This window comes from Aquirufa sp. A-Brett2-W8, assembly GCF_054558755.1.
Genome location: NZ_JBPXKS010000007.1, coordinates 41,112 through 66,333, shown reverse-complemented (window position 1 = coordinate 66,333; position 25,222 = coordinate 41,112). Strand labels below are relative to the sequence as shown.

General features: G+C 38.8%; 23 protein-coding genes. 15 read left to right on the top strand and 8 right to left on the bottom strand.

Features of this window, described 5'->3' with window-relative positions; translation table 11 throughout:
- The first annotated feature begins 56 nt into the window (after positions 1-56).
- From thrS to ACST13_RS07910, 7 genes are all read left to right on the top strand, one after another.
- Positions 57-1,997, top strand: coding sequence for a threonine--tRNA ligase (thrS, locus tag ACST13_RS07940; protein ID WP_459522661.1), 1,941 nt, complete (start codon positions 57-59; stop codon positions 1,995-1,997).
- Positions 1,998-2,078: 81 nt separating this feature from the next.
- A complete protein-coding gene (infC, locus tag ACST13_RS07935; RefSeq protein ID WP_459460016.1) occupies positions 2,079-2,639 on the top strand; it encodes a translation initiation factor IF-3 in 561 nt (186 codons plus the stop codon).
- Positions 2,640-2,720: 81 nt separating this feature from the next.
- On the top strand, positions 2,721-2,915 hold the full coding sequence (gene rpmI, locus ACST13_RS07930; protein WP_459522660.1) for a 50S ribosomal protein L35: 195 nt from the start codon (positions 2,721-2,723) through the stop codon (positions 2,913-2,915).
- Positions 2,916-3,000: 85 nt separating this feature from the next.
- Positions 3,001-3,345, top strand: coding sequence for a 50S ribosomal protein L20 (gene rplT / locus ACST13_RS07925; protein ID WP_459522659.1), 345 nt, complete (start codon positions 3,001-3,003; stop codon positions 3,343-3,345).
- 67 nt (positions 3,346-3,412) lie between these two features.
- Positions 3,413-4,498: a cysteine desulfurase family protein gene (locus ACST13_RS07920; protein ID WP_459522658.1), complete on the top strand. Its 1,086-nt coding sequence runs from the start codon at positions 3,413-3,415 to the stop codon at positions 4,496-4,498.
- On the top strand, positions 4,495-5,463 hold the full coding sequence (locus tag ACST13_RS07915) for an XdhC family protein (RefSeq protein WP_459522657.1): 969 nt from the start codon (positions 4,495-4,497) through the stop codon (positions 5,461-5,463). The genes ACST13_RS07920 and ACST13_RS07915 overlap by 4 nt, the downstream gene beginning before the upstream one ends.
- Before the next feature lies 1 nt (position 5,464).
- On the top strand, positions 5,465-6,232 hold the full coding sequence (locus ACST13_RS07910; protein ID WP_459522656.1) for a DUF3050 domain-containing protein: 768 nt from the start codon (positions 5,465-5,467) through the stop codon (positions 6,230-6,232).
- Positions 6,233-6,301: 69 nt separating this feature from the next.
- Here the strand turns inward: ACST13_RS07910 and dnaK are convergent, their stop codons facing one another.
- On the bottom strand, positions 6,302-8,194 hold the full coding sequence (gene dnaK, locus ACST13_RS07905; RefSeq protein WP_459522655.1) for a molecular chaperone DnaK: 1,893 nt from the start codon (positions 8,192-8,194) through the stop codon (positions 6,302-6,304).
- Positions 8,195-8,354: 160 nt separating this feature from the next.
- Here dnaK and ACST13_RS07900 point away from each other — a divergent pair, with 160 nt between their 5' ends.
- Complete coding sequence (locus ACST13_RS07900) at positions 8,355-9,359, top strand: fatty acid desaturase (protein ID WP_459522654.1); 1,005 nt, start codon at positions 8,355-8,357, stop codon at positions 9,357-9,359.
- A gap of 155 nt (positions 9,360-9,514) precedes the next feature.
- Here ACST13_RS07900 and ACST13_RS07895 read toward each other — a convergent pair whose 3' ends face one another.
- Together ACST13_RS07895 and pgmB are read right to left on the bottom strand one after the other, a co-directional pair.
- Positions 9,515-11,785, bottom strand: a complete 2,271-nt coding sequence (locus ACST13_RS07895; RefSeq protein WP_459522653.1) for a family 65 glycosyl hydrolase domain-containing protein — start codon at positions 11,783-11,785, stop codon at positions 9,515-9,517.
- Between the two features lie 81 nt (positions 11,786-11,866).
- Positions 11,867-12,514 (bottom strand): beta-phosphoglucomutase, encoded by a 648-nt coding sequence (gene pgmB, locus ACST13_RS07890; protein WP_459522652.1) that lies wholly within the window; start codon positions 12,512-12,514, stop codon positions 11,867-11,869.
- Positions 12,515-12,612: 98 nt separating this feature from the next.
- Here pgmB and ACST13_RS07885 point away from each other — a divergent pair, with 98 nt between their 5' ends.
- From ACST13_RS07885 to ACST13_RS07855, 7 genes are read left to right on the top strand one after another with little or no spacing between them, the layout of a single operon-like run.
- Positions 12,613-14,379, top strand: coding sequence for an alpha-amylase family glycosyl hydrolase (locus ACST13_RS07885; RefSeq protein ID WP_459522651.1), 1,767 nt, complete (start codon positions 12,613-12,615; stop codon positions 14,377-14,379).
- Complete coding sequence (locus ACST13_RS07880) at positions 14,376-15,701, top strand: MFS transporter (RefSeq protein ID WP_459522650.1); 1,326 nt, start codon at positions 14,376-14,378, stop codon at positions 15,699-15,701. The genes ACST13_RS07885 and ACST13_RS07880 overlap by 4 nt, the downstream gene beginning before the upstream one ends.
- 1 nt (position 15,702) lies before the next feature.
- Positions 15,703-16,473: an N-acetylmuramoyl-L-alanine amidase-like domain-containing protein gene (locus tag ACST13_RS07875; RefSeq protein WP_459522649.1), complete on the top strand. Its 771-nt coding sequence runs from the start codon at positions 15,703-15,705 to the stop codon at positions 16,471-16,473.
- Complete coding sequence (locus tag ACST13_RS07870; protein WP_459522648.1) at positions 16,463-17,611, top strand: MalY/PatB family protein; 1,149 nt, start codon at positions 16,463-16,465, stop codon at positions 17,609-17,611. Before ACST13_RS07875 ends, ACST13_RS07870 begins: the two co-directional genes overlap by 11 nt.
- On the top strand, positions 17,604-18,242 hold the full coding sequence (locus ACST13_RS07865; protein WP_459522647.1) for a hypothetical protein: 639 nt from the start codon (positions 17,604-17,606) through the stop codon (positions 18,240-18,242). Before ACST13_RS07870 ends, ACST13_RS07865 begins: the two co-directional genes overlap by 8 nt.
- Positions 18,235-19,950 carry an IlvD/Edd family dehydratase gene (locus ACST13_RS07860; protein ID WP_459522646.1) on the top strand — a complete coding sequence of 572 codons (1,716 nt, stop codon included), beginning with the start codon at positions 18,235-18,237 and terminating at the stop codon, positions 19,948-19,950. Before ACST13_RS07865 ends, ACST13_RS07860 begins: the two co-directional genes overlap by 8 nt.
- Complete coding sequence (locus ACST13_RS07855; protein ID WP_459522645.1) at positions 19,951-20,667, top strand: SDR family NAD(P)-dependent oxidoreductase; 717 nt, start codon at positions 19,951-19,953, stop codon at positions 20,665-20,667. It begins immediately after the preceding gene.
- Here ACST13_RS07855 and ACST13_RS07850 read toward each other — a convergent pair.
- The 5 genes from ACST13_RS07850 to ACST13_RS07830 are packed head-to-tail and all read right to left on the bottom strand — an operon-like array spanning position 20,664 to position 25,222.
- On the bottom strand, positions 20,664-21,722 hold the full coding sequence (locus tag ACST13_RS07850) for a dipeptidase (protein WP_459522644.1): 1,059 nt from the start codon (positions 21,720-21,722) through the stop codon (positions 20,664-20,666). The two genes, ACST13_RS07855 and ACST13_RS07850, sit on opposite strands and share 4 nt — an antisense overlap.
- Positions 21,713-22,777: a D-TA family PLP-dependent enzyme gene (locus tag ACST13_RS07845; protein WP_459522643.1), complete on the bottom strand. Its 1,065-nt coding sequence runs from the start codon at positions 22,775-22,777 to the stop codon at positions 21,713-21,715. Before ACST13_RS07845 ends, ACST13_RS07850 begins: the two co-directional genes overlap by 10 nt.
- Positions 22,774-23,556 (bottom strand): SDR family oxidoreductase, encoded by a 783-nt coding sequence (locus tag ACST13_RS07840; protein WP_459522642.1) that lies wholly within the window; start codon positions 23,554-23,556, stop codon positions 22,774-22,776. The genes ACST13_RS07845 and ACST13_RS07840 overlap by 4 nt, the downstream gene beginning before the upstream one ends.
- Positions 23,553-24,386 carry an amidohydrolase family protein gene (locus ACST13_RS07835; protein WP_459522641.1) on the bottom strand — a complete coding sequence of 278 codons (834 nt, stop codon included), beginning with the start codon at positions 24,384-24,386 and terminating at the stop codon, positions 23,553-23,555. Before ACST13_RS07835 ends, ACST13_RS07840 begins: the two co-directional genes overlap by 4 nt.
- Positions 24,383-25,222: a fumarylacetoacetate hydrolase family protein gene (locus tag ACST13_RS07830; RefSeq protein ID WP_459522640.1), complete on the bottom strand. Its 840-nt coding sequence runs from the start codon at positions 25,220-25,222 to the stop codon at positions 24,383-24,385. The genes ACST13_RS07835 and ACST13_RS07830 overlap by 4 nt, the downstream gene beginning before the upstream one ends.

The window sequence follows — 25,222 nt, the reverse complement described above, 5'->3', positions numbered from 1 at the left end:
GATCTCATTTCGTTGATTTGCACCTTAATTTGTACCTTTACACAAATTTTTTTAGAATGATCAAAATTACATTTCCCGACGGGCAGGTTAGAGAATTTGAAAAAGGAATTACTCCTTATCAAGTTGCATTGCAAATTTCTGAAGGTTTAGCACGTAATGTGTTAGCGGCTAAATTAAATGGTGAGGTAGTGGATTCCTCTACTCCTATTGATGCAGATGCCGTATTGCAATTATTAACCTGGATCGACGAAGATGGTAAAAAGACCTTTTGGCATTCCTCTGCACACTTATTAGCAGAAGCTATTGAGTCTTTATTTCCGGGAACTAAATTCGGAATTGGTCCAGCCATTGAAAATGGTTTTTATTATGATATTGATTTAGGTGATCAAGAATTCGGTTCTGATGACTTTAAAGCGATTGAAGATAAAATGTTGGAATTAGCTCGCTTAAAGAACGAGTTCCTACGTAGCTCGATTTCTAAGGCTGATGCAGTCTCTTATTTTACTGATAAGGGAGATGAATATAAATTAGAATTAATTGAAGGTTTAGCTGATGGCTCCATCACTTTTTATAATCAAGGTAATTTCACAGATTTGTGCCGTGGGCCCCATATTCCTAATACAGGGTTTATAAAATCGGTTAAATTACTTTCGGTCGCAGGTGCTTATTGGCGCGGAGACGAGAAGCGTAAGCAACTAACCCGTATTTATGCGATTACTTTCCCTAAAGCAAAAGAATTAGAAGAGTATTTACACTTATTAGAAGAGGCAAAACGTCGCGATCACCGCAAATTAGGTAAGGAATTAGAATTATTTGCCTTCTCGGAGAAAGTAGGAATGGGTCTTCCACTATGGTTGCCTAAGGGTACTTTATTGCGCGAACGTTTAGAAAATTTCTTACGACGTGCGCAAGTTCGTGCTGGCTATTCACCTGTCATTACTCCTCATATTGCGAGTAAAGAATTGTATGTGACTTCGGGTCACTATGCGAAATACGGTAAGGATTCTTTCCAACCTATTCGTACGCCAGATGAGAACGAAGAATTCTTCTTGAAGCCAATGAATTGCCCACACCATTGTGAAATTTATAAGACCAAGCCACGCTCCTACAAGGATTTACCATTGCGTTTAGCTGAATTTGGCACGGTATACCGATATGAGCAAAGTGGTGAATTACATGGATTAACTAGAGTTAGAGGATTTACTCAAGACGATGCGCACATATTCTGTCGTCCTGATCAGGTGGAAGATGAATTCATGAAGGTGATTGACCTGGTATTATATGTTTTCAAAGCCTTAGGTTTTGATACGTATTCTGCGCAAGTTTCCTTACGAGATAAAGAAAATAAAGAGAAATACATTGGTAACGATGAAGATTGGGATCGGGCAGAATCAGCTATTATTCGTTCTGCAGAAGAGAAGGGTTTGCCTTATGTAATTGAATATGGTGAAGCGGCTTTCTATGGTCCTAAATTAGACTTTATGGTGAAGGATGCTTTAGGTCGTAAATGGCAATTAGGTACGATTCAAGTAGATTATCAGTTACCTCAGCGTTTTGAATTAGAATATACAGGGTCAGATAACGCGAAACACCGTCCTGTTATGATTCATAGAGCTCCTTTTGGATCATTAGAGCGTTTTGTAGCAATTTTAATTGAAAATACAGCCGGTAATTTTCCCTTGTGGCTATCCCCTGACCAAATAGCAGTTCTACCTATTTCAGAGAAATACGAAGATTATGCGAATGAATTGTATCTACGTTTACAAGAAAAGGATTTACGAGGTTATGTAGATCACCGAAATGAAAAAATGGGTCGTAAAATTCGGGATGCAGAGATCGCTAAAGTTCCTTTTATGATTGTAGTAGGCGAAAAAGAGCAGGCCGAAGGAATTGTCAGCGTTCGTAAGAAGGGTGATGGAGATGTGGGATCAATGACTTTAGATGCTTTCATTGCGATGGCACAAGAAGAAATCCAGTCCTTAACCTATGAAAAATAGGAGCTTATGCATTTTTTGCTTGCAAATGCGTTACATTTGATTTAAATTTCTAATTATTACATATTAAACCCATTTTATTTTATGGCTTTACGCCCGAATAACAATTACAGAGGAAATAGAAGAGAAGAAGAACCCTACCGGATTAATCAGTTGATACGTGGTGTGGAAGAAGTTCGATTAGTAGGTGAGAATATTGAAATTGGAGTATATCCTTTTGAGAAAGCATTAGAACTTGCTGTTGCTCAGAGTTTAGATTTAGTGGAGATATCTCCTAAAGCAGTACCTCCTGTTTGTAAGATTATTGATTATGCTAAATTTAAGTATGATCAAAAGAAGAAACAGAAGGAAATCAAGGCTAACGCAACAAAAACAGTTATTAAAGAAATTCGTTTTGGTCCTAACACGGATGAACACGATTTCAATTTCAAGTTAAAACACGCGGTTAATTTCTTAAAAGAAGGAGCAAAAGTGAAAGCTTATGTACACTTTGTGGGAAGAACGATTGTGTTTAAAGAGCGAGGTGAGATGTTATTATTGAACTTTGCTAAAGGTTTAGAGGACGTAGGTAAGCCAGACGATATGCCTAAATTAGAAGGTAAGCGTATGAGTATTATCTTCTCCCCTAAGGCTATTAAGAAATAATTTTCAAATGAATAGTGGATTTTAAGGGTAATTTTCATTACTTTTGCATTCCAAATTTAATTTTTACATAATTATCATACAATGCCAAAGATTAAAACTAACTCTGGAGCGAAAAAACGTTTCAAAGTAACAGGAACTGGTAAGATTAAGCGTAAACACGCTTTTCATAGCCATATCCTAACAAAAAAGACAACTAAACAAAAGCGTAATTTAGTTCACGCTACTTTAGTTCACCCTACTGATATGGTTCGCGTTAAATTAATGCTAGGTATTTAATCAGTATTTTAGTTATTGTTAAACCAGAAAGAAGGCCTAAATAAGTAATCGAGAGATTCGCCTCATTTCAAAAAACAAAAAAATTATGCCAAGAAGTGTCAATCACGTAGCCTCAAGAGCTAGAAGAAAGAAGATCCTTAAGTTAGCAAAAGGATTCTACGGTCGCGGAAAAAATGTCTGGACAGTAGCAAAAAACAAAGTAGAGAAAGGTTTGCAATATGCCTACCGTGACCGTAAAGTTAAGAAAAGAGATTTTCGTGGTTTATGGATTCTACGTATCAATGCAGCAGCTCGTCAAGAAGGTCTTTCTTACTCAGCGTTCATGGGTAAATTCAATAAATCTGGAATGACTTTAAATCGTAAAGTTTTAGCTGACTTAGCGATGAATCACCCAGAAGCATTTAAAGCAGTTTTGAATAACTTGAAGTAATTCAAGTTTTCTCATAAAGAGAGCCCCGAATTTTTCGGGGCTTTTTTTTTATGCCTATATTTGTCTAATGATGAGTCAGCCGATTTACCTTGATTATGCAGCAACGACTCCGGTTCACCCGGAGGTGTTATCGGCTATGCTCCCCTATTTTACCGAAGTATTTGGTAATGCTGGTTCTAGTTCTCATCTGTATGGTTGGAGAGCAGCCGAGGCAGTAGAAAATGCACGTGCTACGGTGGCTAAATTTTTCGATGTAAAGCCATCTGAAGTTGTATTTACATCTGGTGCAACAGAATCAATCAATTTAGCTATTCGTGGTTATTTAATGGGTAAGCCTAAGGGACATTTAATAACAAGTGCTTTGGAACACAAGGCTGTCTTAGAAGTTTTTCATGCTTTAGAGAAAGAAGGTTGGGACGTAACTTATTTATCAGATGTCTCAGAGTTAAGGAATGCTATTAGACCGACTACTGTATTAGTTTCTCTGATGCTAGTCAATAACGAATTAGGAAGCATTCTTCCTTATTGCGAAGTTGTAGAATTATGTGAGGAACGTGGTATTTGTTTTCACTCAGATGCTACCCAAGCCTTAGACAAAATTGACCTTGATTCTTCGTCTTTACCCCATCTACTTAGTTTCAGCGGACATAAATTATATGGTCCTAAAGGTATTGGAGCTTTAATTCATAGAAAGCCTTTACAAGCTATTAGTTTTGGTGGTGGCCAAGAACGTGGTCTACGGCCGGGGACGCTTCCTGTGCCTTTAATGGTGGGTCTAGCGAAGTCGGTTGAGTTAATTCCCCAATGGTTATCAAAAGGCGCATTCTATCAGGACGCGAAAAATAAGTTTTTATCTATATTACCTACTAATTGTATCAATTCTCCAATGAATTCTGTTCCATCCATTCTTAATTTTACCTTGAAAGGTGCTGACTGGGAAAAAATGTTTCAAGAATTAAATGGATTGGCTTTTTCTAATGGTTCTGCTTGTAATGCAAAAACCGAATTACCATCGCATGTTTTGAAGAATTTAGGACATTCTGATGAAGATGCCTTAGCGAGTGCTCGTTTTAGTTTGGGTTATTTTACCTCAGAACAAGACATAGAAAAGGTTTGTGCTATTTTAGTCCAAAATTTACCTAAGTTCCTATGAAAGAATTAATTCTTGTCATTCAGCAAGTGATTGAGCTACAAAAGGCGGGTTTAAAATTCGTTTTAGCTACTGTTGTGCGGGTGGACGGAAGTGCTTATCGTCGCCCAGGTGCTAGAATGCTTATAGCGGAAGATGGGAATTGGTGGGGAGGAATTTCTGGTGGTTGTTTAGAGGGTGATATTTTGAAGAAAGCTCAGTTAGCGTTGTTTTCACAAACCTATAAAACGATTACTTATGATACGCGAGAGGAAGATCCTTTTGCTTTAGGTATTGGCTTGGGATGTCAAGGTGTGATAGAGATATTCATTAATCCATTTCAGGATCAAATTAACCAACTCGTCACTGTATTAGAAAAGCATTTGGCTGGAAATGTGGCACATACATTAGCGATTTCTTATAGTAATGCCTTTCAAATAACGATGAATGATGCAAATGATTCTCATGGATGTAGTTGGGAGAATGAATTATTTACAGAATATTTACCTGCTCCTATGACGGTTTGGGTTTTTGGCAATCAATTTGATGCTCAGGGATTTATTCAGCAAGCGAATTTAGTAGCTTGGAGAGTCAATTGGGTAGGTATTTTATCGAAAATGCCATCGGATGTACAGGTGCAAGAGCGAATTGGATATGAGGAACTTTGGCCTATTCAATCCACTGATTACCTCGTGATGATGACACATGACCTAGAAAAGGATGTGAAGATTTTAGAAAAATTGCTGTCCGCTCCTATTAAGCCTGCCTATGTGGGAATGCTAGGACCTAAGAAAAGATTTGACAAGCTTCAAAACCATTTCAAGGAAGATTTAGTTACCTTATTACCTATTTCTACCCCCATAGGTTTAGATATAGGAGCCGAAGGGCCAGAAGAGATTGCCATCTCTATTATGTCAGAAATATTATCAACTAAAAATAACAGAAATGGTCAGCGATTAAGTTTACGCGATCGCGCCATTCACGAATAACATGAGTAATCAGATCAACCGCCTAAAAGAACAAATTGCCCCATTACGTGATGCATTAGTGCATCATCCAATTAATTCGTATATCCAAAGTACGTCGGAATTAGAGGTCTTTATGAAGCACCATATATTTGCGGTGTGGGATTTTATGTCTTTAGTCAAGAAAATGCAGCAGGAATTAACATCAGTCGAAGTGCCTTGGAATCCAAAAGGAACAGCAGAGATTCGTTATTTGATTAACGAAATTGTTTTAGGAGAAGAATCAGATGTGGACCAAAATGGAGTTTACATTAGTCATTTCGAGCTTTATTTACGCTCCATGGAGGAATTGTCGATTATGCCCTCTCCTTTCTTGCACGAACTTCGATCCTTTGAGAATCTTGAGGAATTGTTATTAGCGATTCCTGAAGCCAATATTCCTGATTCCGTCAAGCACTTTTTGACCTTTACTTTCTCCGCCATTCAAGATCGAAGTATAGAAGAAATTGCGGCTATTTTTACTTTTGGGAGAGAAGATATTATTCCTGCCATGTTTCAGGTTATTGTAGATCAATTGAAAACAGAGAATCCCCTTAAAGTAGAGACCTTAGTTTATTATTTAGAACGTCATATAGAAGTGGATGGCGGGCACCATAGTGAATTAGCTTTTCGTATGATGGAACATTTATGCGGTTCTGATGAGGCCAAATGGGAAAAAGCTACTCAGGCAGCAGTGGAATCTTTGCAGGTGAGGTTGAGGTTATGGGATGGGATAGTAGAGCATAAAGCATAAAGCACAAAGAATATAAATGCAAAAAGCCCGGCTGTTAGACAGACCGGGCTTTTATTTTACCACTCAGGCTTATTTTACTTCTTCGAAAGATACGTCTTCCGCACCGCCATCAGATGCATTTGCATCAGCTGATTGTGCTGGTTCTCCACCTTCTGTTTCAGCGCCTGCTGCATACATCTCTTGAGATGCTGCTGTCCAAGCTGTGTTTAATTTTTCTAATCCAGCATCGATACCGGCTAAATCTTGCGCTGCATGAGCCACTTTTAATTCAGCTAACGCCCCTTCAATGGCCGTTTTATTTCCTTCCGATAATTTCTCACCGTATTCTTTCAATTGCTTGTCAGATTGGAAAATCAACGCATCTGCTTGATTTACTTTTTCAACTTTATCTTTTTCTAATTTATCAGTTGCTTCATTCGCTTTCGCTTCATTACGCATCTTTTCGATATCTTCATCTGTCAATCCGCTAGAAGCTTCGATACGGATTTTTTGCTCCTTACCTGTTCCTTTGTCTTTCGCAGAGACGTGCAAAATACCGTTCGCATCAATATCAAATGTTACTTCGATTTGAGGTATACCACGTTGTGCTGGCGGTAAACCATCTAAGTGGAAACGACCTAATGATCGGTTATCTTTTGACATTGGTCGCTCCCCTTGTAAAACATTTAGTTCTACGGAAGGCTGATTATCAGCAGCTGTTGAGAATGTTTCTGATTTCTTCGTAGGAATCGTTGTGTTTGATTCGATCAATTTAGTGAATACTCCACCCATCGTTTCGATACCTAATGAAAGCGGTGTTACATCTAATAATAAAACATCTTTCACTTCTCCAGTTAAAACACCACCTTGGATAGCAGCTCCGATCGCAACTACCTCATCTGGATTAACTCCTTTAGAAGGTTTTTTGCCAAAGAATTTCTCCACTTCTTCCTGGATACGAGGAATACGCGTAGAACCACCTACTAAAATTACTTCATCGATATCAGCGTTTGTATAACCTGCATTTTTCATAGCACGTTTACAAGGTTCTAATGTACGTTGAATTAATTTATCAGCTAATTGTTCGAATTTAGCACGGGTTAATGAACGAACTAAGTGTTTAGGGATACCATCTACCGGCATAATGTACGGTAAGTTGATTTCTGTAGACGCACTTGAACTTAATTCGATTTTAGCCTTTTCAGCCGCTTCTTTTAAGCGCTGTAGAGCCATTGGATCTTTACGTAAGTCGATGTTTTCATCTGAGATAAATTCCTCAGCTAACCAGTTAATGATTACTTGATCAAAATCGTCCCCTCCTAAGTGTGTGTCTCCATCTGTTGATTTAACTTCAAATACACCATCACCTAATTCAAGAACAGATACGTCGAAAGTACCACCACCTAAGTCGAATACTGCGATCTTCATATCCTTTCCACCCTTGTCTACGCCATAAGCTAAAGCTGCAGCCGTAGGTTCGTTGATGATACGTTTTACCTCAAGACCAGCAATTTGACCCGCTTCTTTAGTCGCTTGGCGTTCTGCATCGTTAAAGTAAGCCGGGACAGTGATAACTGCTTCGGTAACGGTTTGGCCTAAATAATCTTCAGCCGTCTGCTTCATTTTCGTCAAAATCTGAGCAGAAATTTCTTGTGGAGTATACAAACGATCTCCGATGCGAACACGAGGTGTATCATTATTACCTTGATCTACCGTATACGAAATCGTCTTTAGTTCAGAGCTAACCTCTGAATATTTTTTACCCATGAATCGCTTCACAGATGAAATTGTATTCTGTGGATTTGTAATCGCTTGTCTTTTTGCAGGATCCCCTACTTTACGTTCGCCGTTCTCTAAAAATGCAACGATCGATGGAGTTGTACGTCTTCCTTCTGAGTTTGCAATAACGACTGCCTCGTTTCCTTCCATTACCGCCACACATGAGTTGGTGGTTCCTAAGTCAATTCCAATAATTTTTCCCATGATTATTTTTAAATATTTCGAGAGCATTATTACAAGGAATATGCCACTGTAGATTGCCAAAGGCTTTTGTGACATATTGTCACCTTTTAATTTAAAATCTTATTCTGAACTGAAAAAATGGCGAGATATGGTATATTTGTAATCTAAAATATAGACAAGTATGTCCGAAATAAAAAATTTTACGTGGGTTGAAGGCCCAGAACCACATAGAGCTCGCACACGTGCGATCATAAAGTCTCATCCAGAAGTGAAGAAATTGATTGGAAAGAATCCGATGACTTTTGTTTGGATTTTGGCCTGCGTAGGTATGCAATTAGCCATGGCCTATTTTATAAAGGATTATCCTTGGTGGGCAATTGTGGGTGTAGCTTGGATTTTTGGGGCTTTCCCTACCCATACTTTATTTGTATGTATTCATGAATCAGCACATAATTTGATTTTCAAAAAGGCATCATGGAATGTTTTTGCTGGCATCATTGCTAATTTTCCTTCCCTTTTCCCTACCGCGATTTCGTTTAAGAATTTCCATTTAAAGCACCATGCTTTTCAAGGAGTACATGAATTAGACGCTGATTTGCCTGATTATTGGGAAGCGAAACTGATTAACAATTTCTTTATAGGAAAAATAATTTGGTTAATGCTCTTTCCTTTCTTTCAAGGCATCAGAACAATGCGCTGCATTGAGTTAGCCGTTTTTGATCGTCCAGTCATATTTAATATTTTAGCTCAAATTACTTTTAATGTTGTAATTGTGTATTTCTGGGGTTGGTCAGCCTTAGCCTACATGGGATTAAGTTTCATTTTTTCTGTGGGTCTGCATCCTTTAGGTGCCCGCTGGATTCAAGAGCATTTTTTAGTGTTAGATAAGAATCAAGAAACCTATTCGTACTATGGTAATTTGAATGGCATTAATATGAATGTAGGTTATCATAATGAGCACCATGATATGCCATCTGTGCCTTGGAACAATTTGCCCAAATTAAAAGCAGCTGCTCCTGAGTTTTATGATAATTTAAAATACCATACCTCTTTTGTGAAGTTATTCTTTACGTTTATCTTTTCACAAGAACTTGGCTTGTACTCACGAATTGCTCGTAAAGAACGGGGTGGTGTTCCGTTGACTGATAAGTCGATGCCGGATGTGGAGCTATTAAATAAAGTATAGAGCACAGAGCACAAAGAATAAATTTCGTATTAAAAAAGGGATCAATATTTGATCCCTTTTTTAATTAATTCGTGAAATACATTTCAAATACTCATCGCCTAAGGCGATACAAACTTTATTCTTTATGCTTTGTGCTTTATTCTTTCTGTAAAGCTTTATGCTTTAGTAAGCACCCGCGCTTCACCATGCACAAACACTGTCAAAGACGGTCCAGCCAAGTTAGTAATCTCTACTCCCGACTTTTTTACTGCAATATTTAATTGATTTGCTCGGAAATTGATTTTGAAGGAGTATTCGTTCCATTGTTTTGGCAAGAATGAATCAAAATGTAAGGTATGGTCTTTCAGACGCATTCCTCCAAAGCCTTTAATGATAGACATCCAAGTGCCCGCCATGCTGGTGATATGGCAACCGTCTTCTGTATCGTTATTGTAATCATCTAAGTCTAAACGAGCGGCGCGCGTATAGAATTCGTAGGATTTGTCCTCTTTTCCCAGCCTAGCAGCTAAAATACTGTGAACACAAGGGCTTAAGGAGGATTCATGAACAGTGATGGGTTCGTAGAAATTGTAATTACGTTCTAATTCATCTTTACTAAAATCGTCTTCAAAGAAGTAAATACCTTGTAAAACGTCCGCTTGCTTGATGTAGCATGAGCGTAGGATGCGATCCCAAGACCATTTTTGATTAATGGGCCTTTCGGATGCGATTGCATCTACTGGCGCAATTGCTTTATCTAAGAAGCCATCCTGCTGTAAATAGATTCCTTGTGACTCATCACGAGGAAAATACATAGTAGCTATAATGTGCTTGAATTGATCAATTTCATCTTTCTGGAAAGCAGTTGAGGTAATTTTAGCAGCAGCTTCTGCAGGATATGACTTTTGAATTTCTTCGTAAACTTCTAACGTATACTTTAAGCACCAGGTAGCGATGTAATTCGTATACCAGTTGTTGTTAACGTTGTTTTCATATTCGTTTGGTCCAGTTACGCCTAACATGACGTATTTCTGCTTGTCTTGTGACCAGTTCACTCGCTGAGCCCAAAAACGAGCTATTCCCACTAATACTTCCCAACCATATTCCACTAAATGCTTACGGTCGTCCGTATAATTGACATAGTCCATGATGGCATAGGCGATGGCTCCGTTACGGTGAATTTCCTCAAAGGTGATTTCCCACTCATTGTGACATTCTTCTCCGTTCATGGTGACCATGGGGTAAAGAGCGGCTCCTTTAGAGAAACCTAATTTACCGGCGTTTTCAATGGCGCGGTCTAATTGCTTCCAACGATAAATCAATAAGTTTTTAGATACATTAGCGGGTGCTGTTCCTAAATAGAAAGGAATGCAATAGGCTTCTGTGTCCCAATAGGTGGATCCGCCGTATTTTTCACCCGTAAAACCTTTAGGTCCAATATTTAAGCGATTGTCCTCCCCTGTATAGGTTTGGTTCATTTGGAAAATATTGAAACGAATACCTTGTTGAGCTGAAACATCACCGGAAATGATGATATCGTTGATGGACCATTTTTTATCCCAAGCTGCTGCTTGTTCGGCTAGCATTTGGTCAAATCCTTTGGAAGAAATACGCCCTAAATAATCGGATGCAATCTTTTCAAAAGACTCCGTAGGGTGATTTTCTGAGCTGATATTAACCGCATACTTGATGATAGTTAATCTCTCGCCTTGTTTTGCGGCAAGCGTGAAGGCAAGTTCGCTGTATTTTTCTCGAGTGTTCGAAATAGATTCCGCGTCTACTTTTGCCCCGTTCGATAGAATCGCAATTTGTTGAGCCGTAATTACTTCGAATCCTGTTTTCTTCGTTTTAGACCAAACAAAATGAGAACCGACCTTCACCTCATCCCAGAATTTCTCATCGTAATTAGAGTCCTTATTTTTAATATCTCCATCAATGAACGCCTTTACTTGAATTTCTTCTGTGAAATTTAGGGGAGTAATGGAATAGGAAATAGCACCTGATTCATCATCAGCCATGCTATTAAAACGAATGGATTCAATGGATAGGCGTTTACCATTTGTAAGTGAAACGTCGCATGTTCGAAGGATATAACCCTTCTTCATGTTTAATTCACGATAAAATGAATGAATGGTGCTGGTGTGTAAATCTACTTCTTCTCCTCCTATTTGGATGGAAAGACCGTTCCAATTAGCGGCATTTAATACTTTAGCAAAATATTCTGGATAGCCGTTCTTCCACCAACCTACGCGAGTTTTATCTGGATAATAGATTCCCGCTACATAATTACCTTGTAATGTTTTACCAGTATACGTTTCTTCAAACGATCCTCTTTGTCCCATACAACCATTGCCGAGGGAGAAAATGCTTTCGGTTATTTCATTGTAGGCGGGATGGAACTGGTCTTCAATGACCTTCCACTCATCCATTTTTAAGTATTGCTTCATTCAGTTTAATAAGGTAATTCAAACAATCTCACAAAGTAATAAAATTGTAAAAATTGGACATTTCTGTGCTAGGCTGTTTCTTTAAAAAATAAGTAAACCAGCCGATTTTATACCTTTAAAACTAGAAATTACCTTATCCGCCTCCCCTAGAACGGTGGCTTCGCCTATTCCAACTACCTTCATCCCTCCTGCTTTTGCTGCTTCCACCCCAGCTTGTGCATCCTCGAATACGATACATTCAGAGGGTAATAGTCCTAAACCTTTTGCTCCTTTTAAGAATACTTCGGGATTTGGCTTGCTTTTACTTACTTTGTTTCCGTCAATAATTAAGTCAAACCAAGACGTTAGATTTGTTTTTTCTAATATGATTTCAGCGTTCTTGCTGGCAGACCCTAAGGCGATTTTATATCCGTCTGCTTTTATTTGGGCTAAAAAATCCACTACCCCAGGAAGAATTTCAGATGGGTTCATATGCATGATTAACTGTAAATAGTTATCATTTTTCTCTTTTAGCCATATTTCCTTTTGTTCTTCCGTAGCTGTGTAGGAAGCCCAATTTAGAATTCTATTTAAGGATTCTACTCGGGAAACACCTTTAAGTTGCTCGTTTTGTTCTTCGGTTAATTGGTAGTTAAAATTTTCCCCTAACATTTTCCAAGCTTGAAAGTGGTAAATGGCGGTATCGACTAAAACTCCATCGAGATCAAAAAGGCAGGCTTTGTAAGACATATTTAGGTAGGGATTGTTTTAAAGATTAGCAAAATTATTACATTTACATCTGCCAAAAAACCTTTTTCTGCTGTGCTAGACAGTTTATTTTTAATAATATGCGTAAATTTTACTTAGTTCTACTAACCGCCGCCCTATTCCATCCTCTTATGGCTCAAAAAGCAATGAAAACAGATAAGCTTGTTGTTTACCAAATGATGTTTCATCTTTGGGGGAATCAACAGACGGAGGTAAAGAGAAATGGATCTGCTGCTGAAAATGGAGTCACTAAATTCAAAGATGTTTCACTGAAAGGGTTAAAGGCTTTAAAAAAGAAAGGATATTCCCACTTATATACAACAGGTATTTTAGAGCATGCGACCATGGAAGATTTTTCTTCTCATGGATCCCCTTTAGATCATCCACAAGTTGTTAAAGGTCGGGCGGGTTCGCCCTTTGCTATAAAGGATTATTATGATGTAAATCCCTTTTTAGCGGATAATCCTGCTGAGAGGCTATTAGAATTTTCTGATATGTTAGATCGTATCCATGCTTCAGATTTAAAATTAGTTTTAGATTTTGTGCCAAATCACTTAGCAAGAGCGTATTCTTCAGATCAAAAGCCAGCTGGAGTTGTCGATTTTGGGCAAAATGATAATAAAGATATTTCCTTCTCTCCTGCCAATAACTTCTATTATCTACCGGGTACACAGTTTACTATTCCTATAGGTGTAAATCCACCTATTCCGGTTACGCTACCTTACATTGAAATTCCGGCTAAAGTGAGTGGGAATAATGTTTTCTCCGCTCAACCCTCTATTAATGACTGGTTTGAAACGGTTAAATTGAATTATGGAGTTGATATTCAACAGGGTAACGTAAATCATTTTGATCCTATCCCTGATACGTGGTTAAAAATGACGGATGTATTACTCTACTGGACCCAAAAAGGAGTAGATGGTTTCCGTTGCGATATGGCGGAGATGGTTCCAGTGGAGTTTTGGGCTTATGCCATACCTAAAGTTAAGGCGATTAATCCAGAGGTTGTATTTATCGCCGAGATTTATAACCCGGCCGAATATCGTAATTATATAGTTAAGGGAGGTTTTGATTATTTATATGACAAAGTGGGTCTATATGATGGTATTCGTCATATAATGGAGAAAAAAGACGGAGCTACTACGGCTGATATTACCCGTGTTTGGCAACAAGAATCGGGGGAATTTGCTAATCATATGCTTCGGTTTTTAGAGAACCACGATGAAACTCGATTAAACTCCCCAGCCTTTGCAGCGAATAATTTTTGGTCCACTATTCCAGGTATGGTATTAACTGCTAGTAAGCATGATGGACCAGTTATGATTTATTTTGGTCAAGAGTTTGGTGAAAAAGCGCAAGAAATTGAAGGGTTTAATGTAGCGGATGATCGCACTTCCATGTTTGATTTCTATCGAGTGGATACGCATCAGCGCTGGTTTAATGAGGGTAAATTTGATGGAGGAAAACTATCTGCTGAGGAAAAGGAAATTGATTCATTCTATACGTCCTTATTAGCCTGGATTAATTCTAGCCCTGTTATTCAGAAAGGGAAGTTTTTTGATTTACAATATGCCCAAAATACCTCCTATCCAAAAAAAAAGGTATATGCTTATTTACGATATACAGAGACAGATCGTAATTTGATTATTTGTAATTTTGATTCGGAAAATCATGATTTTTCTATTGAAATTCCAACATTAGCTTTAAATATGATGGGAATTCAATCCTATTCTCTAAAGACTTTACATTCGTTCGTGCCTCCAACCAGTTCAACAGCACCCGTAGACGGTAATCGTATTCAGATTCCGGCTAATGCTGCCCTCGTTTTTAAACTAACAAAACCATGAAGACATTTATTAAACCACGATTAAGTCTAGGGCAAATATTCAATATGAGTGTGGGCTTTTTAGGTATTCAGTTTGGCTTTGCGTTGCAAAACGGAAATGCCTCCCGGATATTACAGAATTTTGGTGCGGATGTAGAACAATTATCTTGGTTTTGGTTAGCTGCACCTTTAACAGGCATGCTTATTCAACCAATTATTGGTTTTTATTCTGATCGCACTTGGAATGGTTTAGGTCGTAGAAAACCTTTCTTTTTAACGGGTGCTATATTAGCGGCCACTGCTTTGTTCTTTTTCCCACATGCGGGTGCATTAGCTAATTTTATCCCACCCATGATTGTAGGTGCTGGTATTTTAATGATGATGGACGCGTCCTTTAATGTGGCTATGGAGCCCTTTAGAGCTTTGGTAGCTGATAATTTGCCAGAAGAGCAGAATACTTTAGGCTTTTCTATTCAAACTTTTTTAATCGGTATTGGTGCGGTCGTAGGTTCGTGGTTGCCTTATATGCTAGGTAATTGGTTTGGAATATCTAAAGTAGCAGCAGCTGGTCAAATACCTGACAACGTATTATATAGCTTTTATGTAGGTGCTGCGGTATTTATTACGGCTATTGTTTGGACGATTGCAACGACGAAGGAGTATTCGCCAGTTGAGCGTGAGGCTATGGGTTTTCAGGAAGAAGGAACGAAAGACACGATTTGGTCGGTTTTTCGCTATATCAAAGAAATGCCTTTTACCATGCGTCAATTAGGTGTTGTTCAGTTTTTCTCTTGGTTTGCGTTATTCTCGATGTGGGTATTCTCCACTCCTGCCATCGCTCACCACGTATATGGATTACCAATGGATGATCATAGTTCACTAGAATTTCAGAATGCGGCGAACTGGGTGGGTGTTATTTTTGGAGTATATAGTGCGGTTTCTGCTATTTATGCTATCTTTTTATCACGTATTGCTCGATCTATTGGAAATAAAGCCACGCATGCGGTTTCGCTTATTGCCGGTGGTTTGGGATTAATTTCTATCTATTTTATTTCAGATCCACAGATGCTGATTTTCAGTATGGTAGGTGTAGGAATGGCTTGGGCTTCTATATTAGCAATGCCATACGCCATTTTAGCGGGTTCTATTCCTATGTCAAAAATGGGTGTTTATATGGGAATCTTTAATTTCTTCATCACACTACCCCAAATTGTCAGTGGCATAATCGGTGGTTCCCTAGTGAAGCATGTGTATGGAGGTAATGCCATTTATGCTATTGTTGTGGCTGGCTTCTTCTTTATTGCAGGTTCGATTAGTGTCTTATGGATTAAGGACAAGGCCTAATATGAAGTTTTGGATACTAGTTCTTTTTCCTTTCCTGAGTCTAGCACAGGTTATTCCATCTACTTTACAGAAGAAAGTGCAGGAGGCGAATAGTCTTCACGATCCTTTGTCTATAGCTAAGCAATTTTATGGATTGCCTTATGCCTCACATGCTTTATCAAAAGAAAATCCAGAGAAATTCGTTGTAGATTTTGGTGGATTTGATTGCGTGACATTTGTAGAGAATGTATGGAGTTTATATCGTTCCAAAGGTATTGATTCTGTATTCTTGCAGGAATTAGAGCAAATTCGTTATGTCAGAAAGCCAATTTCCTACGAAACTAGAAACCATTATTTGAGTTCAACTTTTTCTCTAATGGAAGACAGAGGCTTGTTTAAACAGGTTATTCCTTCGGATTTTCGCGTTTTGGCGGTAAAAAAAGTAGAGTTTTTGTCCCATTATTTGGCCCCTAAAAATCTCCTGATTACGATTCCTACTATTCAACTAATGGAAAAGAATCTGGCACCCATTATATATGTACCTAGTTCACATTATTCCCCAATTACCTCTTACCTAAAAACGGGGGACATTATTGCCTTTGTTTCCAAGCGTAAAGATCTTGATTATCAACATGTAGGTTTCTTGCGTGAAAATAAGGGTATTTTTTATCTAGTACATGCCTCGCAAGATCGCAAGCGGGTGTGTCAATCAGCTGAATCTATTTCCGTATATTTAAAGAATCATCCTAACATGATAGGATTTAATGTCTTTAGGCCGAAATATGAGCAGTAAAGTTTACGATTTTGATCAAGTAACTGATCGCAAAAATACACACAGTTTTAAGTGGGATAATGTCACCTACCCTCCTAATCTAGACGTGCTGCCTATGCCAGTGGCAGACATGGATTTTGTTGTGGCTGATGAAATTTTAGCAGCTATTGATAAAATAACCTCACACGGTATTTTAGGTTACTCTATTGTTCCTGATTCGCTTAAATTATTAGCTCAAAAAAAAATTGAACGAGATTATTCTTGGTCAACTTCTATAGATTCGCAAGTTTGGATTCCGGGTATTGTTCCAGGCATTACCGCAGCTTGTGCAGCTTTAACGAATGAAAACGAAGGTATTATTACGGCTGTTCCTGTATACCACCCATTCCATTTAGTAGCGGGTTGGGTGAATTGTCCTTTGATTACTTTTGAAATGATCAAAGAAGGTGATCGTTGGACTTTTGATTTTGCTGATTTTGAAAGAGGCTTACAGAAAGGACCCAAAGTATTTCTCCTTTGCAATCCACATAATCCGGGTGGAACTGTTTTCAATGAAACGGAGATTTTTCGTATTGTTGATCTATGTGCTAAATATAACGTTACCATCGTTTCTGACGAAATTCATGCCGATTTACGTTTGCATGCTCAATCAAAACATATTTCGATAGGCCGATTCGAAAAACAATCTATTATAAGTTTTTTCGCGACTTCTAAAGCATTTAATACAGCCGGATTAGGCGGAGCTGTGGCTGTCATTCTAGATGCTGCACTCCGAGATAAATTCACCAAAGCTTCTGCTGGCTTTTTCTCTATGTTGTCTAGGCATAGTATTGAAGTGATGTTAGCAACTTATGCCTATGGGGAAGAATGGTTAGCGCAGCTTCTACCCTATTTAAAGACAAATCACGATTTACTCTTAGAATACGTGCGCGCTACTCCAGGTTTAACTATGCAGCCTTTAGAGGCTACCTATTTAGCTTGGATAGAGTATGATGAAGTATTGTTAGGAGATTTTCAAAAAAAATGCTGGGATGCCGGACTTCATGTACTTCGTGGAGAACAATTTAAGGGACGAAATTTTATTCGTCTAAATTTTGCCTGCCCTAAGTCCTTAATGGAAGAAGCAATTAAACGGATGAAATCGATAACGAATGGTTAAACTGTTGAATTTTTTCTTATTGTTAATTCTGCTGGGTTTTTTGGCTTATATTTTTGTCTATATTTCTGATTTAGACGATCAACCAGAGACGACAGAAATGACGGATATAGATGTGGTGAAAGCTTATGGTGATTCCTTGTCCCGTATAGCGGTGGATGATACGGTTTCAATGTCAAGTGCCACTGGTCTTACCTCCGCTTTTGAAGATTTTACGATCGTCGTTGAGGACGGTATCATTCGAATAGAAAAAAGTCATTCGAAACTAATTGAAAAGAAAATTGATAATTTTAGACCTAATTCTGTTTTTGCTACAGATTTAAATGGAAATCAATTACCTGAGTTTTGGGTGGCAGGATTAGAGGGTAAAAACTATCGAATTTTTGCTTTTGAATATGTAGCTGGTAAAGTGAAATCGATTCGGTTCCCTGCTATTATGGGACGTCAACGTTTTGGCTTTGCCGGTGGAGATAGTTTGTATTTAGAAAAATCGGCTATAGTCCACTCGTTTAATTTTGAAAATGATTCTTATTCGGATATTACATCTGGTATCCGAGCTTGTTATTATAAATATGGAGCGGACGGTAGTTTTGTCCTCTCTAAAACCTTAGACCTAGAAAAAGACGATGAGTAAAGTTGATTTACGTTCTCAGCAGTGGTTTGGAAAAACCGGAAAAGATGGATTTATCTACCGTGCGTGGATGAAAAATCAAGGTATTCCAGATGATTATTTTCAAGGCAAGCCTGTTATTGGTATTTGCAATACGTGGTCAGAATTAACACCATGTAATGCTCATTTCAGAGAATTAGCGGAGTTTGTGAAGAAAGGCATTATCGAGGCAGGCGGATTTCCAGTGGAGTTTCCGGTGATGTCTTTGGGAGAAACTCTAATTAAACCTACGGCGATGCTATACCGTAATTTAGCGAGTATGGATGTGGAGGAATCTATTCGGGCAAATCCGATTGATGGTGTTGTTTTAATGTGCGGTTGTGATAAAACGACTCCTTCCTTAGTGATGGGAGCCTGTAGCGTAGATTTACCTACTTTGGTTCTTTCGGGAGGCCCTATGATGAAAGGTAAATTTAAAGGAAAGGAAATTGGAACATCTGATGTATGGCGTTTTGCAGAAGCCTATAAACTAGGTGAATTAACTCAAAAGGAATTTATTGAAGCTGAGGCTTGCATGGCAAGAACCCCGGGACACTGTGCCGTAATGGGTACGGCGTCTACTATGGCTACGATGGTGGAAGCGTTGGGTTTAAGTTTACCTCAAAATGCTGCTATTCCTGCGGCCGATGTGCGTAGAAAGGTGTTAGCACAGCATTCAGGTCGTCGCATCGTGGAGATGGTGAATGAAGATTTGAAAATGTCCAAAGTCTTAACGCGTCCTGCGTTCGAAAATGCGATTCGTGTGAATGCAGCAACTGGAGGGTCTACGAATTTTGTTATACACTTGACTGCTATTGCGGGTCGTTTAGGAGTGGATCTAAAGCTAGATGACTTTGATGAATTTTCCCGTAATATTCCGCTTTTAGCGAATATTCAGCCATCAGGGGAGCATTTTATGGAAGATCTATATTATGCGGGTGGTTTACCTGCTTTGATGAATCAAATGAAGGAACATTTGCATACTTCAATAATAACAGTCAATGGTAAAACGGTGGGTGAAAATATCGACAACACACCTATTTATGACGCAAATATTATTTCTTCCTTTGATTCACCGTTCAAACCTGATTCTGGAATAGCAGTAGTAAGAGGTAACTTAGCTCCTAATGGAGCTGTTTTAAAGCCATCTGCGGCATCAAAAGAATTGTTTAATCACCGAGGTAAGGCAGTTGTATTTGAAAATATTGAAGATTACCATGCTCGAATTGATTCCCCAGAATTAGACGTGGATGCTTCTTCGGTAATGGTTTTAAAGAATGTAGGGCCTAAAGGTTATCCAGGAATGGCAGAAGTCGGCAATATGGGTATCCCTAAGAAATTATTAGAAAAAGGCGTAAAAGATATGGTACGTATTTCAGACGGCCGAATGAGTGGAACAGGATATGGCACGGTTGTTTTACATATTTCACCTGAATCAGCGGCAGGTGGTCCCTTAAATTGGGTTCAAAATGGTGATTTTATTGCTTTAGATGTCGAAAAAAGGACAATTAACTGGGAAGTTTCAGAGAACGAATTAGCCGCTAGAAAATTAGCGCAGCCGCTTGAAAAACCTAAAACTATTCGTGGTTATGTAGGTCTATTTATTGATCATGTGGAGCAAGCAGATTTAGGAGCTGATTTTGACTTTTTAAAAGGAGGTTCAGGTTCTATTGTAACACGTGATTCGCACTAGATGAAAAAATACATCGTCACTGGCGCTGGCCAAGGAATCGGACATCAAATTGCTTTGCAATTGATGGAGGAAGGACATTTGGTCGTTGTGAATGACATTGATCCTTCACTTTTGTCAGGACCTTATATTAAAGCTGGGGACGTTAGTTCACCTCAATTTATCAAAGAATTGGTAGCATTTGCTCAAACTTTACCCGGGGAATTAGCTGGTTGTGTTTGTAATGCGGGGATTACGACTTTTGGTAGTTTTTGGGATTATAGCCCTGAATCTATGAAGTCTTTGCTTGACTTAAATATCCAAGGAACGTTTTTCTTAATTCAGGAAGTGGCTAAGGCTATTCGCTTTGAGGGTAATTCTGGTTCCATTGTAGTGACATCTTCTGTTACCGGTCATCAGGCGCATCCCGATTTAGCAGCCTATGGAATGACGAAAGCCGCTTTAAATCAATTAGTTCAAAATTTAGTCATTGACTTATCCCCTGTTCAAATTCGTATTAATTCCGTATCTCCTGGCGCAACAATGACAGAACGTACGCAGAAAGATGCAAATTATTTGAAAGAATGGAGTCGTTTAACTCCCTTAGGTAAACCTGCAGATGTAGCCGATATTGCAGAAGCCGTTTGTTTCTTTTTGAGTGATAAGGCCAAACACATTACAGGTCAAACCTTAATCGTTGATGGTGGCTGGACGAGTGTGAGTCCACCCCCGCTAGCTTAGGACCAGGCTTTCTCTAAGAAATTCAACCAGTTTGAGTGGCAAAATTTGACGATATCTTCAGTAGAAAAACCACGTTTAAGCAATAATTCTGGCAGTTTCTGTAAGTCAGCGATTGTTTCGATATCAGCCGGACATTGTTCCTTACCAAATCCTCCATCTAAATCCGTACCCAATCCGACATGATCGGTATTTCCAGCTAAATCACATATATGTACCAGATGGTCAATTAAGGTATGTAGGCTTACGTTTTTGTTTATAGGCGTTGATTCGCCCCTCATCCAACCAGGAACCATCATCCAGGCATCCATGGGCATTCCTATCACCGCACCTCTGCTTATAATCTCTTTCAATTGTTCATCACTGAATTGACGGTTGTGATCCACTAGGGCGCGGCAGTTTTGGTGACTCGCCCAGACAGGACCTTGATGGTATTCCATCGCTTCCCAAAAACTATCATCGCATAAATGCGTCGCGTCTAAAATAATGTTTAAATCCATCATCTTACGCAATAAATCTTTTCCCGCCACTCCCATTCCTCCGGTTGCATTTGTTCCCTGAGCGTAGCGACCCGGACCATAATGCGCAGGACCTAAAGCGCGTAAACCATAATGATAGGCAATTTCAAGGTATTCTAGGGAGACTATAGAATCAGCCCCTTCTAGACTTAGAATATAGCCAATGGTATGATTTTCAGATTCCCATTGTGTTAAGTGATCATGTAATTCAGATAGATTCCGTATAGGTCTAAAATCCCCCGTACGTTCTAAAGTCTTATAATAGGCTAATTGTCCTTGTGTTTGAGCCCAAGCTTGTTCAGGACTATTCCAGCCCGGTAAACTAGAATCTGGAGCCACATACCGTGCTATTTGTGTAGCAACCACGATTCCTACATTTCCCTTCCGCAATTCTTCTAGACAAACCGTGGCATTTCCACGATCTGGTTTATCTGTTAAAGACTTTTCTCGTTCATTAATTTCTTTAATAGTAGAACGTAAATCCCGATTCCATTCGAGAGCGTTCATACTTAAGTCTAAATGTGCATCGATTAATAGCATAGTCTACGATTTCTAGCTTTGACTTCCCACATACCTCCATCTATGACTTGTAGATGAGAATGAAGGTTTACTGTGGGACAAATGTGGTACGGAATCATTCGAACAATTTCTCCAATAGTATAATCAGCGCTATTATCCACTTCCACGAGGCCATGTTCTTCACTTTGTGATGTAAGTTCCCATCCGGGGCGATCGATAAAGCATACTCGCTTATCTATTGGATTTTCAGCAGCTACCGATTTATGACCTAAATCGAGGCAAATAGATGTATCTGAAGGTTTTGAGATGATTCTAGCGATGATTTCTACGCCAAATTCAAAAGTATTCTCTGGAAATAAACCCGCATAACCCGCATCAAAGAAAACAAAGGTTCCAGGGCTGCAGGTATATTGTGGATTTTTATGATGAACTAGAAAACTCGGAGTTCCTGAAACGACTAATTCAAGGTCAGTTATATCAATTTGTTCTAGTAAGGTGTAGAAAGGCTTAAAATCTGTTTCAACGTGTCTTTCCCGGTCTTCATACACTTTGTCTCGTATATGGCCATCGTAGGCATGCAATCCTCTTAATTGTAGATTCGACAAAGATTGAATGTGCTGAACCAAGGCCAAAGCTCTTGAAGGCTTGACACCTGTGCGATTCATCCCCATATTCAGGTCGACAAAAACACCCACTCGACTTTGCGCAAAAGTTCTATCCAGTGCTGAGGCAGCTAAGGCATCGTCTACGATGGAGGAGAAAGTAGTTTTAGGGTAATGTTCTACCATTTGTTTGAAACGGCCTAAATTAGGTCCGATCAATTGCATGGATATAAGTACATCTGGTGCTTCAGATAGAGCTAAGAGTTCCGCTTCGGCAATAGTGGCACATTTGAACTTAGTAATACCAGCTGCTAATAATAGATCGTTTACTTCTTTTGTTTTGTGCGTTTTGATGTGCGGACGTAAACGATTTGGATTGCCATTTACCATTTCAAGTACTTTGGCAATATTACGTTTAACGCGATCTGGATAAACGATTAATCCGGGACTCTCAAATGTGTCAAAAGTTCTCATGAAATAGCTCTATCCAGGTGAACATATCCTCCATCCACATGAATAATTTGTCCGGTGGTATGGCTTGATTTGGGAGATAAAAGGAAAGTGACCATATCCCCTATTTCTTCTTTTGTGGTCATGCGTTGACCTAACGGTATTTTTTCTGTAATGCTCGCTAGTTTCTCTTTTGGATTATCAAGCGTTTGTATCCATTTTTCATACATGGGTGTGTAGCATTCCGCCACAATAACTGAATTAGCTCTAATTCCAAAATCTCTTAATTCCAAAGCCCATTCCCGAGTTAATGCATTGCGCCCTCCATTAGAGGCAGCATAACCAGAGGTGTTTCCCTGCCCAGTTTCTGCTGTTTTGGATCCAATATTTACAATGGAACCTTTGCTCTTCTTTAAGTAGGGTAAGCAAGCCTGAGCCATTAGATAATAGTGAGTCAAATTAGCATTAATGGATTGAATAAATTTTTCATAATTCCCCGTTTCCAGACCAACTCCATCATTTATACCTGCATTATTAACTAATCCATCTATTTTCCCGAAAGTAGCTGCGATTTTATCTACTACTTGAGCACATTCCGAAGGATTACTTAAATCAGCAACGAATGAAAACGCTTGTCCCCCGATGGCATGTATTTTCTCGATACAGCGAAGGTTATCACTTTCATTTCGACCTACTATAGCCACCATCGCTGATTCTAGGGCTAAAGATTCAGAAATCCCTTGTCCAATTCCTTTAGCACCACCTGTCACAATGATGACTTTCTCTCTTAATCCTAAATTCATAGTGTTTCCAATTGATAAAATTGACGAGCGTTAGCTTGGTAAATATGTTCTTTTTCTGTTTTAGATAAGCAATTTAGTGCTTCATGAAATGTATTAACCCAGCGCTCTAAAGTTGAATTTACTAAAACTACCGGATAATCACTTCCAATCATTAGTCTATCAGGACCAAAAACATCTAATGCCACCTCCACTATCTCATTCACTTGTTGCTGCGTCCACGATTGATCTGCCGCCTCAGTCACAACTCCGGAAATTTTAGCTGAAACGTGGGATAAACTGGAGAACGCTTGAATTTCTTTCTTCCATTCCTGAATATTCCCTGACTTTAGTGGTGCCTTTGCCAAATGATTTAAAACAATTCTTTGATCATCACAGGATTCACAAAAAGTAATGGCAGATTTCAATTGATGAGGATAAATCAATAAATCATAACTTAAATCAAAACTCGCTAAAGTCTTAACTCCTTTAATGAATTCTTTTCTAGCTAGAAAAAGGGCGTCTTTTTCTCCTTGAACGATATGTCGAAAACCTTTAATGGCTTCAAATTGAGTAAAATAAGCTAGGCGATCTTCGATATTTTTACTTTGTAAATCAACCCATCCTACGACACCTTGTATGAATTCATTTTGTTCTGCAAGAGCGAGGAGAAATAAGGTTTCTTCCTCAGATGAATCCGCTTGAACGGCTACGCAGCCAGTAAAACCTAGGTCTCTAAATATTGATTCACTGTAATTAGGATAATAATCTGTAAGAAGAATGGACATTTCTGGTGTTATCCAGGTGTCTCTTTCTTCGTTATAATTCCAAAAATGTTGATGTGAATCAATCATCCCTGATAAGCGATGGTTTTTTGCTGTTGTTCTCCTAATCCATCCATTCCTAAAGTCACCACGTCTCCTGGTTTTAAATAAATAGGTGGACTAAATCCAAGACCTACCCCATGCGGAGTTCCTGTGCTAATAACATCGCCAGGTAATAACGTCATAAACTGAGAGATATACGAAACGACTTGTGGTACATTGAAAATCAATTGATCTGTGCAGCTGGTCTGAAATCTTTTACCATTCACATCTAGCCACATGCTTAGTTGATGCACATCTGTTATCTCTTCTTTTGTGACTAAATAGGGTCCCAAAGGTGCAAAAGAATCACATCCCTTCCCTTTTGACCAGTTTCCTCCACGTTCTAATTGGTATTCGCGTTCGGATAGATCGTTGTGCAAGCAATAACCAGCCACATATTCGTAGGCGTTTTCCTCAAAAACATAGTATGCTTTTTTACCAATCACAATCGCTAACTCCACTTCCCAATCCGTCTTAGTAGAATTTTTAGGAATGATGATATCATCATTGGGACCTGACAAAGCTGTTGTGCTTTTAAAAAATAATATAGGTTCCTTGGGAATCTCCGCACCCGTCTCTTTAGCGTGATCAGCATAATTAAGGCCAACACATACTATTTTACTAGGTCTAGCAACGCAAGACCCCAGTCTTCCTGAAACGACAGGGAAATCTGTTGGATTTAATTTAGCTAAATCTGCTAATCCATTAGTATCAAAAAAGGATTCATTGAAATCAGAAAATAAGGAGGATACGTCGTAGTATGCTCCATTTTGATAAATACAAGGTTTTTCTTTTCCTAGGTTTCCTATTCTTGCTAATCTCAT

Coding starts and splice junctions, on each gene's coding strand:
- ACST13_RS07845 (WP_459522643.1), bottom strand. CDS start 22,777: ATGAGAACTTTTGACACATTTGAGAGTCCCGGATTAATCGTTTATCCA.
- ACST13_RS07900 (WP_459522654.1), top strand. CDS start 8,355: ATGTCCGAAATAAAAAATTTTACGTGGGTTGAAGGCCCAGAACCACAT.
- ACST13_RS07885 (WP_459522651.1), top strand. CDS start 12,613: ATGCGTAAATTTTACTTAGTTCTACTAACCGCCGCCCTATTCCATCCT.
- dnaK (WP_459522655.1), bottom strand. CDS start 8,194: ATGGGAAAAATTATTGGAATTGACTTAGGAACCACCAACTCATGTGTG.
- ACST13_RS07920 (WP_459522658.1), top strand. CDS start 3,413: ATGATGAGTCAGCCGATTTACCTTGATTATGCAGCAACGACTCCGGTT.
- pgmB (WP_459522652.1), bottom strand. CDS start 12,514: ATGTCTTACAAAGCCTGCCTTTTTGATCTCGATGGAGTTTTAGTCGAT.
- ACST13_RS07895 (WP_459522653.1), bottom strand. CDS start 11,785: ATGAAGCAATACTTAAAAATGGATGAGTGGAAGGTCATTGAAGACCAG.
- ACST13_RS07840 (WP_459522642.1), bottom strand. CDS start 23,556: ATGAATTTAGGATTAAGAGAGAAAGTCATCATTGTGACAGGTGGTGCT.
- ACST13_RS07875 (WP_459522649.1), top strand. CDS start 15,703: ATGAAGTTTTGGATACTAGTTCTTTTTCCTTTCCTGAGTCTAGCACAG.
- ACST13_RS07870 (WP_459522648.1), top strand. CDS start 16,463: ATGAGCAGTAAAGTTTACGATTTTGATCAAGTAACTGATCGCAAAAAT.
- ACST13_RS07910 (WP_459522656.1), top strand. CDS start 5,465: ATGAGTAATCAGATCAACCGCCTAAAAGAACAAATTGCCCCATTACGT.
- ACST13_RS07865 (WP_459522647.1), top strand. CDS start 17,604: ATGGTTAAACTGTTGAATTTTTTCTTATTGTTAATTCTGCTGGGTTTT.
- ACST13_RS07880 (WP_459522650.1), top strand. CDS start 14,376: ATGAAGACATTTATTAAACCACGATTAAGTCTAGGGCAAATATTCAAT.
- ACST13_RS07855 (WP_459522645.1), top strand. CDS start 19,951: ATGAAAAAATACATCGTCACTGGCGCTGGCCAAGGAATCGGACATCAA.
- ACST13_RS07860 (WP_459522646.1), top strand. CDS start 18,235: ATGAGTAAAGTTGATTTACGTTCTCAGCAGTGGTTTGGAAAAACCGGA.
- ACST13_RS07830 (WP_459522640.1), bottom strand. CDS start 25,222: ATGAGATTAGCAAGAATAGGAAACCTAGGAAAAGAAAAACCTTGTATT.
- infC (WP_459460016.1), top strand. CDS start 2,079: ATGGCTTTACGCCCGAATAACAATTACAGAGGAAATAGAAGAGAAGAA.
- ACST13_RS07850 (WP_459522644.1), bottom strand. CDS start 21,722: ATGCTATTAATCGATGCACATTTAGACTTAAGTATGAACGCTCTCGAA.
- thrS (WP_459522661.1), top strand. CDS start 57: ATGATCAAAATTACATTTCCCGACGGGCAGGTTAGAGAATTTGAAAAA.
- ACST13_RS07915 (WP_459522657.1), top strand. CDS start 4,495: ATGAAAGAATTAATTCTTGTCATTCAGCAAGTGATTGAGCTACAAAAG.
- ACST13_RS07835 (WP_459522641.1), bottom strand. CDS start 24,386: ATGATTGATTCACATCAACATTTTTGGAATTATAACGAAGAAAGAGAC.
- rpmI (WP_459522660.1), top strand. CDS start 2,721: ATGCCAAAGATTAAAACTAACTCTGGAGCGAAAAAACGTTTCAAAGTA.
- rplT (WP_459522659.1), top strand. CDS start 3,001: ATGCCAAGAAGTGTCAATCACGTAGCCTCAAGAGCTAGAAGAAAGAAG.